Genomic DNA, 16664 nt, shown 5'->3' with positions numbered 1-16664 from the left:
CTAGCAGCGATTTTTCGCCTTACGTGTGTCGTCGTTCGCGCGCTGAAGTTCAGATTTACTGCACTTTCAGAAACGACTGGAGTCCCAATTCACACACGCCACTCAACCACTGCAGGAGAGAGCCACCATGGCCAGCAATTCGTTACGTAAAGCCTCGTTGCAAAGCATGGAAGCGGAGATCGAGAGTCTGCTCAAGTCGTTGGAAAGCCTGAAGGACGATGCTTCGGACGAGTCGCGTAAGACCCTCAAGTCGCTCAAGGCCAATGCCGAGAACGCGCTGAAACATTCTCGCCATCTGCTCAGCGATGCCTATGAAGAGGTCAAGGTGAAAACCCGTGAAACCGGGATCGCCACACGGGACTACGCTCAGGAACACCCATGGACCACGGCCGGTGTCGCGGTCGGTGCGTTGGGTCTGCTGGCTGCTTACCTGCTGTGCAAGCGCGGCGACTGAGTCGGTTGGCTCAGCTCATGCCTGAGCCACTGGGCCAGTTGCCGAGCGCGTCCGTCTGCGGCGCGCTTGGGCAGCCACAACGCCAGTCGCGCCGTGGTTTCATCAAAGCCCCACGGCGCGACCAGGCGACCGGCGCGCACGTCCTCAGTCACCAGTGGCTCGGGCGCGATCGCCACGCCTAACCCCGCTACGGCGGCCTCCAGCAAATAATACAAATGCTCGAATCCCTGCCCGAACTTCAGTGCCTGGGGTTCAAGGTCGTTTTGTCGTGCCCAGGTCGGCCAGGCCTGGGGGCGGGACGTGGTGTGCAGCAACGGTTCATCCAGCAGCGCGCTGGCCGGTGCACCCTGCAAGCGGGTGAATCCGGCATAGTGCGGGCTCATCACCGGGCCGATCCGCTCGCTCACCAGTTCGTACACCTGCATATCGGCCGGCCAGGGCGGCTCGGCGAATACCAGCAACGCGTCCAGCCCCGGCCGCCTGGGGTCCAAGTCGCCTTCGCCGGCGGATAAATGCAGGCGCAAATCCGGCAAATCGGCGTTGAGTCTGCCCAGGCGGGGAATGAACCAGCGCGCCAGCAGGCTTCCCGAGCAGCCCAGGACAAACGGGGCATTTGCCGTACTTTGTGTCAGCTCCGCGCAAACGCTGCGTAACCGCTCGAACGCGTCAGTGGTGGCATCGCGCAGACGCATGCCGGCATCTGTGAGTTTCAAGCCGCGTCCATCCTTGACGAACAGGCTGACACCCAAATGCTCTTCCAGCACCTTCAACTGTCGACTGACGGCACCGTGAGTGACGTGCAAGTGTTCGGCCGCCTGGCTTACGCTGTTCAGGCGGGCGGTGGCTTCGAAGGCGCGCAAGGCGTTGAGGGGAGGCAGGTCGTGGCTCATGGAATATGTGAGTTTTCCTGACAGGTTGTGGCGATCTTATCGGTTTTCAGCGCGGGATGTCAGGGGTAGAGTGAGCCTCATTGTCTTTCAACGCATTTGCCTGGAGCGCCCGATGACCCAGCCTACGACCCCCTTCAACCTGCGCAGCGGCCCCGACGCCAACGGCCTGTTCGGTGCATTCGGCGGCCGCTATGTGGCCGAGACACTGATGCCACTGATCCTCGATCTGGCCCGTGAATACGAAGTGGCGAAAGAAGATCCTGCATTCATCGAGGAATTGGCCTACTTCCAGCGCGACTACGTTGGTCGTCCGAGCCCGCTCTACTTCGCCGAGCGCCTGACCGAATACTGCGGCGGCGCCAAGATCTATCTCAAGCGTGAAGAGCTGAACCACACCGGCGCGCACAAGATCAACAACTGCATCGGCCAGATCCTGCTGGCGCGGCGCATGGGCAAAAAACGCATCATCGCCGAGACCGGCGCCGGCATGCACGGCGTGGCCACCGCCACCGTGGCCGCGCGTTTCGGTCTGGATTGCGTGATCTACATGGGTACCACCGACATCGAGCGCCAGCAGGCCAACGTGTTCCGCATGAAGCTGCTGGGCGCTGAAGTGATCCCGGTGGTCGCCGGCACCGGCACGCTGAAGGACGCAATGAACGAGGCCCTGCGCGACTGGGTCACTAACGTCGACAGCACGTTCTACCTGATCGGCACCGTGGCTGGCCCGCATCCGTACCCTGCTATGGTGCGCGACTTCCAGGCCGTGATTGGCAAGGAAACCCGCGATCAACTGCAAGCCCAGGAAGGTCGCCTGCCGGACAGCCTGGTGGCGTGCATCGGTGGCGGTTCCAACGCCATGGGCCTGTTCCACCCGTTCCTGGACGACAAGAGCGTCGAAATCATCGGCGTCGAAGCCGCCGGTTATGGCATCGAGACCGGTAAGCACGCGGCGAGCCTGAACGGCGGCGTTCCGGGGGTACTGCACGGTAACCGCACCTTCCTGTTGCAGGATGACGATGGCCAGATCATCGACGCCCACTCGATTTCCGCGGGGCTCGACTACCCCGGCATCGGCCCGGAACATGCCTGGTTGCACGACATTGGTCGTGTCCAGTACACCTCGGTGACCGACGCCGAAGCGCTGGAAGCCTTTCACAAATGCTGCCGCCTGGAAGGGATCATTCCTGCACTGGAAAGCGCCCATGCCCTGGCGGAAGTGTTCAAACGCGCACCCAACCTGCCGAAAGATCACCTGATGGTGGTCAACCTGTCCGGCCGTGGCGACAAAGACATGCAAACCGTGATGCACCACATGGAACAGTCCCAGCAGGAGAAACACTGATGAGCCGCCTGCAAACCCGTTTTGCCCAACTCAAGGAACAGAACCGCGCCGCCCTGGTGACTTTTGTCACGGCTGGCGACCCGGACTACGACACCTCGCTGGCAATCCTCAAGGGCCTGCCAGCGGCCGGTGCCGACGTGATCGAGCTGGGCATGCCGTTCACCGACCCGATGGCCGACGGCCCGGCGATCCAGTTGGCGAATATTCGTGCCTTGGGCGCCCAGCAGAACCTGGCGAAAACCCTGCAGATGGTTCGCGAGTTCCGCAAAGACAATACTGAGACACCGCTGGTGCTGATGGGCTACTTCAACCCGATCCACCGTTATGGCGTGCAGCGTTTCATTGGCGAGGCGCTGGAATCTGGCGTGGATGGCCTGATCGTTGTGGACATGCCGCCCGAGCACAACAGCGAACTGTGTGAACCGGCCCAGGCAGCTGGCCTGGACTTCATCCGACTGACCACGCCGACCACTGACGATGTGCGTTTGCCGACGGTGCTTAACGGCAGTTCGGGTTTTGTGTACTACGTGTCGGTGGCGGGTGTGACCGGTGCTGGTGCCGCGACCCTGGAGCATGTGGAAGAAGCTGTAGCGCGCCTGCGTCGTCATACCGATCTGCCCATCAGCATTGGTTTTGGCATCCGCACGCCAGAGCAGGCTGCCGCCATTGCACGATTGGCCGATGGTGTGGTGGTGGGCTCGGCGCTGATCGACCATATCGCCAGTGCCGATACGTCGGAACAGGCGATTGATGGCGTGTTGAGCTTGTGTGCCGCTCTGGCTGATGGTGTGCGCAAGGCGCGTCTTGGCTGATTTTGATTCGACTCGCAGCCACGAAAAAGGGGTTCAGAACCAAGTTCTGAACCCCTTTTTTTCTATTACGTCACGACTGCTCTTGTGGCGAGGGAGCTTGCTCCCGCTCGGCTGCGAAGCAGTCGTAAACCAGCCAATGCGGCCTGTCTGAAAAATTGCATGAAGCCTGTTTGGGGCGCTTTGTGACCCAGCGGGAGCGAGCCCCTCGCCACAACGGCGGCATTGTTCGTCAGGGCAACTCCAATCCGCCTCCGGCCTTGTGCAGCTTGCGCAAATGTTCGCCGATCGCTTTCACATTCGCCTCGCTCGCGGCAATTTCAGCCGCGCGGCTCGGCTCGAGCAACGCCCGGACTTCCTTGTCCAGATCGCCTGTCAGCGTTTGCAGTTGTTTCTGCCGCAAACTGCTTTCCGACTCCAAGCGTTGCCACTCGCTGGGTTGCGGCAAGCCGTAGCCGCTGCTGCCCAACAGTTCGGCCGGACGGCTCAGGAAACCACTGTTGGCGAGGATCTGCTGCAGTGTCGCGTTAGCCCTTTCCATACCGCCGTTCTGCAACTCACGGGCGCCGAGGTAACGCTGTTTGACCTCATCCTGCGCCAACAACAGTTGCCGACGATAACTGGCCTGTTCCAGCAGCAACAACGCCGCGCTGGTGCGCAGGTCGGCTTGCTCGAACCAGACGCGGCGTTCGGCGGCGTCCAGGGCCAGCCAGTCTTCCACCGTCTGTTGCTTGATCGGCAGATACTTCTTCAGCACGTTGAACATCGCCTGATACCGCTCGCGGAAGGAGTCGAAGCGGTAGCCCAGCCGCAAGGCTTCCTTGGGATCGTCCAGCACGCTGGTATCCGCCAGGCCCCGGCCCTTGAGTACCTCCAGCAGGCCGTTGGGCATGATGCTGTCCAGGCCTTTGAGCTGCTCGTTATTGCTGCCGCTGCGCAGCAGCTTCAAGCTTTCCACGGCGCAGTTATTGGACAGGAAGTAATAGTTGCCGTCGTAGCTCCAATGCATTTCGGCGGCGTGCTCGACCGTTTCCTCGATCTCGGTGCGCGACAGGTTCAGTGGCACCGATGCCAGGCTGCGCAGTTCGGTTTTGGTGTATTCATCGATCACCTGGGCCAATGGCAATACGAACAGGCGCGACGGGTATTTACCGACCAGCCCGTCCCAACTCGACAACTGCACATCGCCCACGAAGGCGCGGTACGACAGCACCAGGTGTTGGTCCAGATCCAGTCGACAGTCCGGACCACGTGGCCGGCCCGGTGCGCAGATCACCAGCCGGAGCATGCTGTGACCCCAGCGGCTCACCCAGTTCTGATTGGCTTCGGCCAGCAGGTAATCAATGGCATAGACCCGTTCTGGATCGACCTTGCCCAGTGGTGTCTTGGCGAAGTCGTTGCCGGCGTTGAGGAAGGCGAACGATTGGGCGCAGGTGTCCTTGGCGGCGGGTGCCCAACCGAAGTGTTCCTGGTAATAGCGATACAGGGCGGGGCGTCGGCAGGCATAGCTGGAGTCCAGGAGAAAGTACTCCATATTGACCGCGACGAACTCCTTGGGGCTGCTCGTTTCATAGAGATCCGGGCTGCGGGCGACCTGGCGGTTGTGCTGTTCCCGTTCTCCGCGACGACCGACGTATTGCGGCCAGCCGGCGAGGTCCAGCAAGCGGGGGTCATCGCTGAGGGTGAAGCGGCGGTCGTTCTGGCCCCGGCATTCATCGGGAAGACCGATCAACCCGGCGCTGCTGTTGCGTCGGGTGCAACGCTGGATCAGTGCGCGTTCGGCATCTGGCCATAGACGCGAGCGGTCATAGATGTGGGTCAGTTCGTGCAGGACCGTGGCGAGCATTTCCCGGCGTACGGTGCCGTGGGGACGATGGGTCTTTTGCGTCGCGGCGCTGCCGTCGACAAGGCTGTCGAGCAGGTTGCTATTGAGGTCCAGTTGCGACACCAGCGAGGCCTGGCCGTAGGCGTTGACGGGCATCTGGTCGGTCCAGCCGACATCGATGCGTCGGTCCAGCCGCTCGATGAAGCGCGGCGGCAGGGCCTGCATGGCTTCATCGAGCAGCGCCTGGCTGGCCTGCTGTTGCGCCGGGCTCAGGCCTTCGGCGTTGAGGTGCAATTGCAGGCCGGCGTGGGCCATGCTGCCCGTGAGCAGCAAGACCCCGGCCGCCAGCCAGGCGGCGAACCGCCTCACAATGCGAGGATGGCTTCGGCGAGAACCTGGTCACTGGCGTCGCGGGCTTCCGGCACGCGGGTGCGCAAGGTGTCGAAGGCAGCCTCGAGGTGCGCGCCACGAATTTCACCATTGCTGGCGACAAAACTGGCCGCATCGTCATGGGCTTCGCGGACGATTTTCGAATCACGGATGGACGTGGTGGTGTCGGAAGTGAAATCAATCGTGCGCTGGGAGGCGCGAACGATGATGTTACTGGTGGCTACCAGGGTATGTGCCTGGGCCACATCGGCCAACACTAGCAGGCCTAGGGCGGCAGCAATCAGCGGGCTACGCATGGAACGACTCCGGAAAAATAAGGATAACTATTGGACGAGAATTGCCTGTGCCAGTTCAAGGTCGCTGGCATGAAGTTTTGGCTGGGTCCGGCGCAGGTAATCCAGGGCCGATTCCAGTTGTGCACCTCGCAACTGCCCGTCGCTGGCAATGAAGGCCGCAGCATCATCGTGAGCGGCGACGATCAGTTTATGGTCGAAGGGCGCGGAGGTCACCATGCTCGTGGCATAGCCGCTGACCACCACTTGCTGGGTGGATACATCGAAAGCATGGGCCGGCACGGACCAGCAAAAAACGATCAAGAAAGATGCGATGAACAGATCTGAGTAAAAACGCATGGGACTCGACGGTTGATGGCGAGCCTGAAGGCTAGCGCAAACCTGCGGGCCAGAGCCAGTGCTGAAACATCGGAACACCCTCTGGCGTCCGATGTTTCATGTTGCTTCAGATCACCAGGATGGCCTGGGCCAGCTGTGCATCGGTGGCGTTGAGCTGTGGTGCCTGCTGGCGGATGTAATCCAGGGCACTTTCCAGTTTCACACCACGGATGGCGCCTTCGCTGGCCACGAAGCTGGCGGCGTCATCACGGGCGGCTTGAACGATCTTGTTGTCCCGCAGGGATGAGGTTGCATCGGAGGTCACGTCGGAGGTGGCCTTGAGTGCTCCGACGAGGGAGTCGGTGGTGACGATGAAGCTGCTGGCGTTGGAGTGGGCGGCTACGGCCAGCAGGGCAACCGCGCTGAGCAGGCGAAGACGGATCATGATGAAACTCCTTGAATGATGAGGTGATGCCGGTGCGTGTAGCTGGAAGAGGAGACGCATGCTCGACTTGCTTCGCCACGTTCGCTCCGATATTAGGACAGGAACGCGTTGGCTGACAGCCTTTGCGAGAGCCATTGGCTGCGGAGGCTCGCATTGTCCGTTACGGCTCAAGAATAACTGTACTGGTATTTTTTTGTCTGTGAGGAAACTGTTATTTCTCTCCGGTTTCCCAAAAAACAGGCCCGGAAACGACAAGACCCGTCGCGGTTACCCGCGACGGGTCTTGTTTGTTCAATTCGGTGCTGGCGGTGGACCCGGTGGGTCAGGGCCAGCGACGCTGAGTTAGCGCCAGAACGGCTTGCTCAGCTCTTCGTAGCGTTGTGCTTCGCTGATACCGGCATCAGCCAGCAGGCGCGAATCCAGACGTGCCAGTTGGTGACGGCTGGCGATGCGGCGCTGCCACAACATCAGGTTGGCGATAACGCGAAGAGGCAGGGAAGCCTGGTTTTTTTCAGCTTTGTCTTCGAAAAACAGCTCGGAACTGAGTGTACGTTCCATGGTTGACATCCTTCCGCTTGTGGCGGGATTAGGTAGTGGTTTGACTGGTGCCCATGATCCTCTCGTTTGGCCAGTCTCTCTAGATACAGTTCACCTGTATTGTGAGAGACCAGTTAACTGTTAAAGGGTGGTGTACTGGTCGATATTGAGGCAACTGTACCTGTCTGCACATTATTGGTGCAAATTTACAGTTAGATGGTTGTTTTGTGGGAAAAGACTGTAAGAAAACACCGGTACAGCAGTACAGTTTTTGTCGATCCTGGCTCGAATGACAGCCTGCAACCAAAACTGTATTTGCGGTAGCGGTGATCCAGCTGTATCAGACGGCCAACATGCGCCCGGTTTCTTCCAGGTTCAGGTGCCAACTCAGTGCATCGCGCAGGACATGTGGGGTATGTCCGCCCAAGGCGCACGCAGCGTCGAAATACTCGTTCAAGGCTTGGCGGTAGGTGGGGTGCACGCAGTTGTCGATGATCACTCGTGCGCGCTCCCTGGGTGCCAGGCCCCGCAGGTCGGCCAGGCCGATCTCGGTCACCAGGATGTCGACGTCATGTTCGGTATGGTCCACATGGCTGACCATCGGCACGACACTGGAAATGGCACCACCCTTGGCAATCGATTTGGTAACGAAAATCGCCAGGTGAGCATTGCGGGCGAAATCCCCCGAGCCGCCGATGCCATTCATCATCCGCGTGCCGCAGACATGGGTGGAATTGACGTTGCCGTATAGGTCGAACTCCAGCGCGGTGTTGATACCAATGATGCCGAGACGGCGCACCACCTCGGGATGGTTGGAGATTTCCTGTGGGCGCAGGACCAATTTGTCCTTGTACCTTTCCAGGTTTCCGAACACATCGGCGTTACGTCGACCCGACAGGGTGATCGAGCTGCCGGAGGCGAAACTCAGCTTGCCGGCGTCAATCAAGTCAAAGGTCGAGTCCTGCAGAACCTCGGAATACATGGTCAGGTCTTCGAACGGGGAATCGATCAGCCCGCACATCACGGCATTGGCGATGTTGCCAATCCCGGCCTGCAACGGTCCGAGCTTGTTGGTCATGCGTCCGGCCGAAACCTCCTGCTTGAAGAAGTCGATCAGGTGATCCGCAATAGCTTGGGTGTCGCTGTCCGGTGGCGCGACGGTCGAAGGCGAGTCCCCTTGGTTGGTAATGACAATGGCGGCGATTTTTTCCGGCGGGATCGGAATAGCGGGACTGCCAATACGGTCGTCGACTTTCACCAAGGGGATGGGTGTGCGGGTGGGGCGATAGGTCGGGATATAGATGTCGTGCAGCCCTTCCAGATTAGGGTTGTGAGCCAGGTTGATCTCAATGATCACTTGCCGGGCGAAGATGGCGAAGCTGGCTGAATTACCCACCGATGTGGTCGGTACGATATGCCCTTGCTCGGTAATGGCCACCGCTTCGATCACGGCAATATCGGGCAGTTTGAGCTGGCCGTTGCGCAGTTGTTCGACGGTTTCCGAGAGATGCTGGTCGATGAACATCACCTCGCCTGCGTTGATCGCCTTGCGCAGCGTGCTGTCGACCTGGAACGGCATGCGTCGCGCCAGTACACCGGCTTCGGTGAGCTCCTTGTCGAGGTCGTTGCCCAGGCTCGCACCGGTCATCAGGCTGATTTTCAGCGGAGTGACCTTGGCCCGTTCAGCCAGGGCGTGGGGCACTGCTTTCGCTTCTCCGGCGCGGGTAAAGCCGCTCATGCCGACGGTCATGCCGTCCTGAATCAACAAGGCTGCTTCGGCAGCGCTCATCACTTTATTCAATAACGAAGGCAAGCGGATGCGATCACGGTACATAAGTGGTTATCTCGGGCTGGAAAGCAAGATGCGCAGTCTAGTGAATTAGCGCTGTGCCCGACCCGCTACAAAGGTCGCATTTCAGGCGTCTATTACGGGCGTTTCAGGCAAAACATCATTACCGGATCGGTAATATTTTGCTTTGATGCAAATCAAAACGCCCCGACAAGTCGGGGCGTTTTGGGTGAAGCAGTGAGGGGTTATTCCACCGCTTTGACCATGTCTTCGATGACCTTCTTGGCGTCACCGAACACCATCATGGTCTTGTCGAGATAGAACAGCTCGTTATCCAGGCCCGCATAGCCGCTGGCCATCGAGCGCTTGTTGACGATGATGGTCTTGGCCTTGAACGCTTCGAGGATCGGCATGCCGGCAATCGGCGACTTCGGATCGTTCTTCGCGGCCGGGTTGACCACGTCGTTGGCGCCCAACACCAGCACCACGTCGGCCTGGCCGAACTCGGAGTTGATGTCTTCCATCTCGAACACCTGGTCGTAGGGCACTTCGGCCTCGGCCAGCAATACGTTCATGTGCCCGGGCATGCGACCGGCCACCGGATGGATCGCGTATTTAACGGTCACGCCGTGGTGGGTCAGCTTCTCGGTCAGCTCTTTGAGCGCATGCTGCGCCCGTGCCACCGCCAGGCCGTAGCCCGGCACGATGATCACGGTGTCGGCGTTGGTCAGCAGGAAGGTTGCGTCGTCAGCCGAGCCGGATTTCACCGGACGGGCTTCTTTCGAGCCTGCGGGGCCAGCAGCGTCTGCGGTATTGCCGAAGCCACCGAGCAGCACGTTGAAGAACGAACGGTTCATCGCCTTGCACATGATGTACGAGAGGATCGCACCGCTCGAACCCACCAACGAACCGGCAATGATCAGCATCGAGTTGTTCAGCGAGAAGCCGATACCCGCTGCGGCCCAACCGGAATAACTGTTGAGCATCGAGACCACCACCGGCATGTCCGCGCCGCCGATCGGGATGATGATCAGTACACCCAGCACGAACGCCAGGGCCAGCATCAGGGCGAACGCGCCGAGGTTGCCGGTGAACATGAAGGCCAGGCCCAGGCCCAGTGTGGCGAGGCCCAGGATCAGGTTGAGCTTGTGCTGGCCGCCAAACTGTACCGGTGCGCCCTGGAACAGGCGGAACTTGTACTTGCCCGACAGCTTGCCGAACGCGATCACCGAACCGGAGAAGGTGATTGCACCAATGGCGGCACCGAGGAACAGCTCCAGGCGGTTGCCCGCCGGAATCGAATCGCCCAATTGCTTGACGATGCCCAAGGATTGCGGCTCGACGACCGCCGCGATGGCAATGAACACCGCCGCCAGGCCGATCATGCTGTGCATGAACGCCACCAGCTCCGGCATCTTGGTCATTTCGACGCGTTTGGCCATGATCGAGCCGGCGGTGCCGCCGATCAGCAGGCCGACGATGACGTAGCCGATGCCGGCAGTCGCAAGCTCAGCACCGAGCTTATAGATGAGGCCCACGGTGGTGAGCACCGCCAGCGCCATGCCGAGCATGCCGAACAGGTTGCCACGGCGAGAGGTGGTGGGGTGCGACAGGCCTTTGAGGGCCTGGATGAAGCAGATCGACGCGATCAGGTAGAGCGTCGTTACCAGGTTCATGCTCATTACTTGGGCGCCTCTTCTTTTACGGCTTTCGGGGCTTTTTTCTTGAACATCTCAAGCATGCGGCGCGTCACCAGGAAGCCACCGAACACGTTCACCGCGGCGAGGGCCACGGCGAGGGTGCCCATGGTCTTGCCCAAAGGGGTCACGGTCAGCGCGGCGGCGAGCATGGCGCCAACGATCACGATCGCCGAAATGGCGTTGGTCACCGCCATCAACGGCGTGTGCAGCGCGGGCGTTACGTTCCAGACCACGTGGTAACCGACATAAATCGCCAGCACGAAGATGATCAGGTTGTAGATACCGGGGGAGATAAGCTCTTCCATTGTCTGAATCCCTGCTTAGGCGTTTTTGCGGATGACTTGGCCGTCGCGGCACATCAGGCACGCGGCGACGATGTCGTCTTCCAGGTTCACGTCGAACTGACCTTCCTTGGTGAAGACCAGCTTCAGGAAGTCCAGCAGGTTACGGGCGTACAGCGCCGAAGCGTCAGCCGCGACTTCACCGGCCAGGTTGGTCGGACCGCAAATGGTCACACCATTCTCGACAACCACCTGATCGGCCACGGTCAACGGGCAGTTACCGCCCTGGGCTGCCGCGAGGTCGATGACCACCGAGCCAGGTTTCATTTGCGCGACGGTTTCGGCACTCAGCAAAGTCGGTGCCTTGCGGCCCGGAATCAATGCAGTGGTGATGACGATGTCCGCCTGCTTGGCGCGCTCGTGCACGGCTTGAGCCTGGCGCTGCATCCAGCTGGCCGGCATGGGCCGGGCGTATCCACCGACACCGACGGCGCATTCACGCTCTTCGTCGGTCTCGTAGGGCACGTCGACGAACTTGGCGCCGAGGGATTCGATTTGCTCCTTGACCGCCGGACGCACATCCGAAGCCTCGATCACCGCACCCAGGCGCTTGGCAGTGGCAATCGCCTGCAACCCGGCCACACCCGCACCGAGAATCAGCACCCGCGCTGCTTTCACGGTACCCGCCGCGGTCATCAGCATCGGCATGAAGCGCGGATAGTGATGGGCGGCCAGCAGCACGGCTTTGTAACCGGCGATGTTCGCTTGAGACGACAGCACATCCAGGCTCTGGGCTCGGGAAGTACGTGGCGCGGCCTCGAGGGCGAAAGCGGTAATGCCGCGTTCGGCCAGCTTGGCGATGGTTTCGTTGTTGAACGGATTGAGCATGCCCACCAGAACGGTGCCGCTCTTGATCAGCGTCAGTTCGCTGTCGCTGGGGGCCACCACCTTGAGGATTAGCTCGGCCCCGAATGCATCACTGGCGCTGCCAATGGTTGCGCCCGCTGCCTCATAGGCACTGTCGATAACGCTGGCCTTGATACCGGCGCCGCTTTGAACAGTGACTTTATGGCCTTGGCCGATCAACTTCTTGATGGTTTCCGGGGTAGCAGCAACCCGTGTTTCACCCGTTTGGGTTTCGAGGGGAACACCAATGTGCACGTCAAATCTCCTGCGTGATCTTATTGAGTAAACCCAGGCACTTCGGATGGTGCGGCTGGGGCGGCCGATCAGCACGATCCCGCCAAACCAGGCGGGGCGCGGCATTTTGCAGGCGAAAATTCAGCCCTTCAAGGGATTATGACGGGTGACGGAAAATTAACTACAAGTCACCCTGTGACCGAATGTCGCAATTATCGATCGACAGCCCTTGTGGGCCGTGCTTTCCAAGGATTCAGGTTCAAATTGACTATTTTTCCCATCGGCCAGATGAATAAGCGCTGATGCGTTGCGCGATATGGCTCAAAGCCATGTATTTAGACGCTTTGGAGACTACTGCACGGGCTTGATAACAGATTGACTGAATGCGACATAAACTTATATCTGTAGCGACTTTTGTTAGTTGACTACCTAGGTGTGTTTTTGCTTTTTCCTTTTTAATCAAGAAGATAGGTGCTTGCTTGTTTCACGAGCCAATCACGAAAAGCTCGAAGGGAGGCAGATTCGACCTTTCGCTCTGGAATCATCAGGTAGTAGGCCTTGATGCTCGACAGCGCGTTACGGTTGGCCACGATCAGTCGTTTCTCTGCCAGCTCGCGCTGAATCAAAAAGGGCGGAATCAGCGCAATGCCCATGTCATGCATAGCTGCTTGGGCGAGCATGGAGAATAGTTCATAACGCGGGCCTGTCAGGTCTCGTGCAATGTTCAGGTTCTGAGCGTTGAACCACTGGCGCCACGCATACGGGCGAGTGGTCTGCTGGAGCAAGGGCAACTCGGCGATGGCCTCCGGCGTCAGGCTCTTGCGACCGTCTAGCAAGGTAGGGCTGCATACCGGCATCGGATTTTCGCCCATCAGCTTGTGGGATTCGGTACCGGACCAGTCCGCATCGCCAAAATAGATAGCGGCGTCAAACTCCGTGTCTGCAAAGAGAAAGGGGCGCGTGCGGTTGGTCAGGTTGACGGTGACTTCCGGATGCTGCTGCTGGAAGTCCTTGAGGCGTGGCAGCAGCCATTGGGTGCCGAAAGTTGGAACCACCGCCAGTTCGATCACGTTCGCACCGGTGTGGCCCATCACTGAAAGCGTGTCGCGCTCGACGGCGTCCAGTTGGGTGGCAACCCGTCGGCTGTAGGAAAGACCTGCTTCGGTCAGTTTGACCCCGCGGCGCGAGCGTCGGAAAAGCTCCACGCTGAGGAAGTCCTCCAGGCTGGCGATCTGTCGGCAGATAGCGCCTTGCGTGAGAGAAAGCTCCTGCGCCGCCTTGGTGAAGCTTTCATGGCGCGCGGCAGCCTCGAAACTGACCAGGGCGGCGGTGCTGGGGATTTTGCGGCGCATGTACGTAAGCCTCACTCGGTAGCCGGATAAACGGGGTTTTCGGCGTTTACGGAGTGAGAAATTAGCACAAGATAGTGCGTAATCCTCGTTTGCCCTTGTAGGAAACCAAGCCTAGGATCAATCCACGATTTTCATTTAATTGGCGAGGACTCTTTCATGGCCGGTAAAGCGAGCTTCAACTGGATCGATCCATTATTGCTGGATCAACAGCTCACCGAAGAAGAACGCATGATCCGCGATACTGCCGAGCAGTTCGCCCAGCAGAAGCTCGCACCGCGAGTGCTGGAAGCGTTCCGCCATGAGAAAACCGACCCGGCGATTTTCCGCGAGATGGGAGAAGTGGGCCTGCTGGGGGCAACCATTCCTGAGCAGTACGGCGGCAGTGGGTTGAACTACGTCAGCTATGGTCTGATCGCTCGTGAAGTGGAACGCGTTGATTCCGGCTATCGCTCGATGATGAGCGTGCAGTCCTCGCTGGTCATGGTGCCGATCAATGAATTCGGAACTGAGGCGCAAAAGCAGAAGTATTTGCCGAAGCTGGCGTCGGGTGAATGGATCGGCTGCTTTGGTCTGACCGAGCCGAACCATGGTTCCGACCCGGGCGCGATGATTACTCGTGCGCGCAAAGTGGAAGGTGGCTACAGCCTGACGGGCAGCAAGATGTGGATCACCAACAGTCCGATCGCTGACGTATTTGTGGTTTGGGGCAAGGATGACGCTGGCGATATCCGCGGCTTCGTTCTCGAGAAAGGCTGGAAAGGTCTGAGTGCGCCGGCTATTCATGGCAAGGTCGGGCTGCGCGCCTCGATCACCGGCGAAATCGTCATGGACAATGTATTCGTTCCGGAAGAGAACATTTTCCCCGATGTCCGTGGCTTGAAGGGCCCGTTTACTTGTCTGAACTCGGCGCGCTACGGCATCTCCTGGGGCGCCTTGGGGGCTGCTGAATTCTGCTGGCACACCGCTCGCCAGTACACGCTGGACCGCCAGCAGTTTGGTCGTCCGCTCGCTGCGAATCAGTTGATCCAGAAGAAACTGGCCGATATGCAGACTGAAATCACGCTGGCCCTGCAGGGATGCCTGCGTCTGGGACGTATGAAAGATGAAGGCACGGCGGCAGTCGAGATCACCTCGATCATGAAGCGCAACTCCTGCGGCAAGTCCCTGGATATTGCTCGCATGGCGCGGGACATGCTGGGCGGCAATGGTATTTCCGATGAGTTCGGCATCGCGCGTCATCTGGTGAACCTGGAAGTCGTGAACACTTATGAAGGCACGCACGACGTTCATGCGCTGATTTTGGGGCGTGCGCAAACCGGTATCCAGGCGTTCTATTAATAGGAGAACGGTCATGGGCGCGCTTTCGCATCTGCGGGTATTGGATTTATCGAGGGTCTTGGCCGGGCCGTGGGCCGGACAGATCCTGGCGGACCTGGGGGCTGATGTCATTAAGGTCGAGCGTCCCGGCAATGGTGACGATACACGCGCCTGGGGGCCACCCTTCCTGAAGGATGCCCGAGGCGAGAACACGACCGAAGCCGCTTATTATCTGTCGGCCAATCGCAATAAACAGTCGGTGACCATCGATTTCACGCGCCCAGAGGGCCAGCGGCTGGTACGAGAGCTGGCAGCCAAGTCCGACATTCTGATCGAGAACTTCAAGGTGGGCGGCCTGGCGGCGTATGGCCTGGACTATGACTCGCTAAAGGCGATCAACCCGCAATTGATCTATTGCTCGATAACTGGCTTTGGTCAAACGGGTCCTTATGCCAAGCGCGCCGGGTATGACTTCATGATTCAGGGGCTGGGGGGCTTGATGAGCCTGACCGGCCGCCCTGAGGGGGATGAGGGGGCGGGACCGGTTAAGGTGGGGGTTGCGCTGACGGATATCCTCACGGGGTTGTATTCGACGGCTGCCATTTTGGCGGCGCTGGCTCATCGTGATCATGCCGGCGGCGGGCAGCACATCGACATGGCCTTGCTGGATGTTCAAGTGGCTTGCCTGGCCAACCAGGCGATGAATTACCTGACCACGGGCAATGCGCCGAAGCGGCTGGGTAATGCTCATCCGAATATCGTGCCCTATCAGGATTTTCCTACGGCTGATGGCGACTTCATCCTTACCGTGGGTAATGACAGTCAGTTCCGAAAGTTCGCTGAGGTTGCTGGTCAACCGCAGTGGGCTGATGATCCGCGTTTTGCTACTAACAAGGTCCGGGTGGCGAACCGGGCGGTGTTGATTCCGTTGATTCGCCAGGCAACGGTGTTCAAGACCACCGCTGAATGGGTGACCCAATTGGAGCAGGCGGGTGTGCCGTGCGGGCCTATCAACGACCTGGCCCAGGTGTTTGCCGATCCTCAGGTGCAGGCTCGTGGGTTGGCGATGGAATTGCCTCACCTGCTGGCCGGTAAAGTGCCGCAGGTGGCCAGTCCGATTCGACTGTCCGAGACGCCAGTGGAGTATCGCAATGCACCGCCTTTATTAGGGGAGCATACGCTGGAGGTGCTGCAGCGAGTGTTGGGGTTGGACGAAGCTGCGGTTGCGGCGTTCAGGGAGGCTGGGGTGCTGTGAGTCTTCTCTTCTATATAGAGGAGCATTTTGAAAGGGTAAAAGCGGTACTGCGCAAGTTATTGATAGAAAAGCGAAATTAAGGGTTGACGGCAGATTCTGGACGTCTATAATTCGCCCCACTTCCGGCGCAGTCGAAACGGAAAGCTCCTTGAGATTCAATGAGTTAAGTAAGTTTCGAAGGGGTTTGGCTTCAGTTCATCGAGGCCTGGAAGGAGCAGATAGAGCAGTGTTGTTTGGCTCTATCAGCGGTTCGATCTTCTCGGTCGAAAGCGGTGAAAAAGAGGTGTTGACAGCAGCGAGTAACGCTGTAGAATTCGCCTCCCGCTAACGAGAGATCGGAAGCGCAAGTGGTTGAAGTTGATAAGGAAACTTTGAAAACTTCTAAAAATAACCGCTTGACAGATACACGGGGCGCTGTAGAATGCGCGCCTCGGTTGAGACGAAAGACTCAGCCAACCGCTCTTTAACAACTGAATCAAGCAATTCGTGTGGGTGCTTGTGGAGTCAGACTGCTAGTCAACAGA

16 protein-coding genes are annotated in these 16664 nt (G+C 59.3%); 5 read left to right on the top strand and 11 right to left on the bottom strand.

Translation table 11 applies throughout. The annotated features are described in order from the left end of the window. Window positions 1-127 precede the first annotated feature (127 nt). On the top strand, window positions 128-454 hold the full coding sequence (locus tag AC3A5O_RS23490) for an ElaB/YgaM/YqjD family protein (protein WP_003196426.1): 327 nt from the start codon (window positions 128-130) through the stop codon (window positions 452-454). Here the strand turns inward: AC3A5O_RS23490 and AC3A5O_RS23485 are convergent. Continuing rightward, window positions 427-1344 carry a LysR family transcriptional regulator gene (locus AC3A5O_RS23485; RefSeq protein ID WP_487753790.1) on the bottom strand — a complete coding sequence of 306 codons (918 nt, stop codon included), beginning with the start codon at window positions 1342-1344 and terminating at the stop codon, window positions 427-429. The genes AC3A5O_RS23490 and AC3A5O_RS23485 overlap by 28 nt on opposite strands. 112 nt (window positions 1345-1456) lie before the next feature. On the opposite strand from AC3A5O_RS23485, the gene trpB reads away from it, so the two are divergent. Both trpB and trpA read left to right on the top strand, forming a co-directional pair. Next, entirely contained in the window at window positions 1457-2689 is a 1233-nt protein-coding gene (gene trpB / locus AC3A5O_RS23480) for a tryptophan synthase subunit beta (protein WP_053127073.1), read from the top strand. Further along, the gene (trpA, locus tag AC3A5O_RS23475) at window positions 2689-3501 is read left to right on the top strand and encodes a tryptophan synthase subunit alpha (RefSeq protein WP_122567805.1); all 813 of its coding nucleotides are present in this window, start codon (window positions 2689-2691) and stop codon (window positions 3499-3501) included. The genes trpB and trpA overlap by 1 nt, the downstream gene beginning before the upstream one ends. A 229-nt stretch (window positions 3502-3730) precedes the next feature. Here the strand turns inward: trpA and AC3A5O_RS23470 are convergent, their stop codons facing one another. From AC3A5O_RS23470 to AC3A5O_RS23425, 10 genes are all read right to left on the bottom strand, one after another. Further along, window positions 3731-5692, bottom strand: a complete 1962-nt coding sequence (locus AC3A5O_RS23470; RefSeq protein WP_305469067.1) for a DUF7844 domain-containing protein — start codon at window positions 5690-5692, stop codon at window positions 3731-3733. After that, on the bottom strand, window positions 5689-6009 hold the full coding sequence (locus AC3A5O_RS23465) for a DUF2388 domain-containing protein (RefSeq protein WP_003187020.1): 321 nt from the start codon (window positions 6007-6009) through the stop codon (window positions 5689-5691). Before AC3A5O_RS23465 ends, AC3A5O_RS23470 begins: the two co-directional genes overlap by 4 nt. A gap of 27 nt (window positions 6010-6036) precedes the next feature. Beyond that, the gene (locus tag AC3A5O_RS23460) at window positions 6037-6345 is read right to left on the bottom strand and encodes a DUF2388 domain-containing protein (RefSeq protein WP_305469069.1); all 309 of its coding nucleotides are present in this window, start codon (window positions 6343-6345) and stop codon (window positions 6037-6039) included. Window positions 6346-6451: 106 nt separating this feature from the next. Beyond that, entirely contained in the window at window positions 6452-6769 is a 318-nt protein-coding gene (locus AC3A5O_RS23455) for a DUF2388 domain-containing protein (RefSeq protein ID WP_053127081.1), read from the bottom strand. 342 nt (window positions 6770-7111) lie between these two features. After that, window positions 7112-7327 carry a DUF1127 domain-containing protein gene (locus AC3A5O_RS23450; RefSeq protein ID WP_003187014.1) on the bottom strand — a complete coding sequence of 72 codons (216 nt, stop codon included), beginning with the start codon at window positions 7325-7327 and terminating at the stop codon, window positions 7112-7114. Between the two features lie 319 nt (window positions 7328-7646). After that, the gene (scpC, locus tag AC3A5O_RS23445) at window positions 7647-9140 is read right to left on the bottom strand and encodes a succinyl-CoA:acetate CoA-transferase ScpC (protein WP_122567808.1); all 1494 of its coding nucleotides are present in this window, start codon (window positions 9138-9140) and stop codon (window positions 7647-7649) included. Window positions 9141-9340: 200 nt separating this feature from the next. Next, entirely contained in the window at window positions 9341-10777 is a 1437-nt protein-coding gene (locus AC3A5O_RS23440; RefSeq protein WP_053127085.1) for an NAD(P)(+) transhydrogenase (Re/Si-specific) subunit beta, read from the bottom strand. Next, on the bottom strand, window positions 10777-11100 hold the full coding sequence (locus AC3A5O_RS23435) for an NAD(P) transhydrogenase subunit alpha part 2 (RefSeq protein ID WP_003187010.1): 324 nt from the start codon (window positions 11098-11100) through the stop codon (window positions 10777-10779). Before AC3A5O_RS23435 ends, AC3A5O_RS23440 begins: the two co-directional genes overlap by 1 nt. Before the next feature lie 15 nt (window positions 11101-11115). Next, window positions 11116-12237 carry a Re/Si-specific NAD(P)(+) transhydrogenase subunit alpha gene (locus AC3A5O_RS23430; protein WP_053127087.1) on the bottom strand — a complete coding sequence of 374 codons (1122 nt, stop codon included), beginning with the start codon at window positions 12235-12237 and terminating at the stop codon, window positions 11116-11118. Between the two features lie 434 nt (window positions 12238-12671). Further along, a complete protein-coding gene (locus AC3A5O_RS23425; RefSeq protein ID WP_122567809.1) occupies window positions 12672-13568 on the bottom strand; it encodes a LysR family transcriptional regulator in 897 nt (298 codons plus the stop codon). Between the two features lie 156 nt (window positions 13569-13724). On the opposite strand from AC3A5O_RS23425, the gene AC3A5O_RS23420 reads away from it, so the two are divergent. Together AC3A5O_RS23420 and AC3A5O_RS23415 are read left to right on the top strand one after the other, a co-directional pair. Next, entirely contained in the window at window positions 13725-14906 is a 1182-nt protein-coding gene (locus tag AC3A5O_RS23420; protein ID WP_014335919.1) for an acyl-CoA dehydrogenase, read from the top strand. Window positions 14907-14919: 13 nt separating this feature from the next. Then, complete coding sequence (locus AC3A5O_RS23415) at window positions 14920-16140, top strand: CaiB/BaiF CoA transferase family protein (RefSeq protein ID WP_305469077.1); 1221 nt, start codon at window positions 14920-14922, stop codon at window positions 16138-16140. Window positions 16141-16664 lie beyond the last annotated feature (524 nt).

The sequence above is a fragment of the Pseudomonas sp. Soil_N_39 genome (genome assembly GCF_057655955.1).
Note: the sequence above shows the minus strand (reverse complement) of the source record. Positions and strands in the feature narration are given on the sequence as shown.